Consider the following 527-nt stretch of genomic DNA (forward strand, 5'->3'; position numbering starts at 1 on the left):
TCGTAATGATTTTCGACCATAATTCCGTCGATGAGAAAAACTGTATGATGGTGTTTGTCTTCATCGATCCGAATTCCCCATTCACGACATAACAACTCGTCCGCTTCACGCTGTCGACCAAAAAGCCAGATATCGATATCGCCACATTCCCGATGTTCGGGACACGGATAGCAAAAGCTCAGTCCATACCCTTTCAAGAGCATCAGCGAAATGGAATGGGAAGCATAGAATTTTGACAATCCAGCCAATACTTTTTCCTGTTTTCGATAACGATCTTCAATTTGTTTGACATTATAGGCCCATTGCACACGCAAAGACAATGGTAAATATTCCATTGCATGCAATTGCCGCAAAGCATCCCAGATCAATGCCCCCGTCCCCTGTCGAACAGCCAAACGATAAAGTTCACCCCATTGGAGTTTAGCCAATTCCGGTAAAATTTCTCCCGGGCTTTCAGTTCCTAATCCTATCCTTAGTAAGGAAAAATATATTTTCTCGTCACGGGTCATTTATCTTCCCTTATACAT

The 527-nt window shown here is 42.9% G+C and carries 1 protein-coding gene; it reads right to left on the minus strand.

Annotation, left to right across the window (positions count from 1 at the left end):
• Positions 1-509, minus strand: a 509-nt coding sequence (locus tag QVP03_RS04495) for a nucleotidyltransferase family protein (protein WP_288210640.1), incomplete at its 3' end; no start/stop codon positions are given.
• Positions 510-527: the final 18 nt, after the last annotated feature.

The organism is Alistipes sp. CAG:29 (assembly GCF_000435435.1).
In the GTDB taxonomy this organism is placed as follows: Bacteria; Bacteroidota; Bacteroidia; order Bacteroidales; family Rikenellaceae; genus Alistipes; species Alistipes onderdonkii.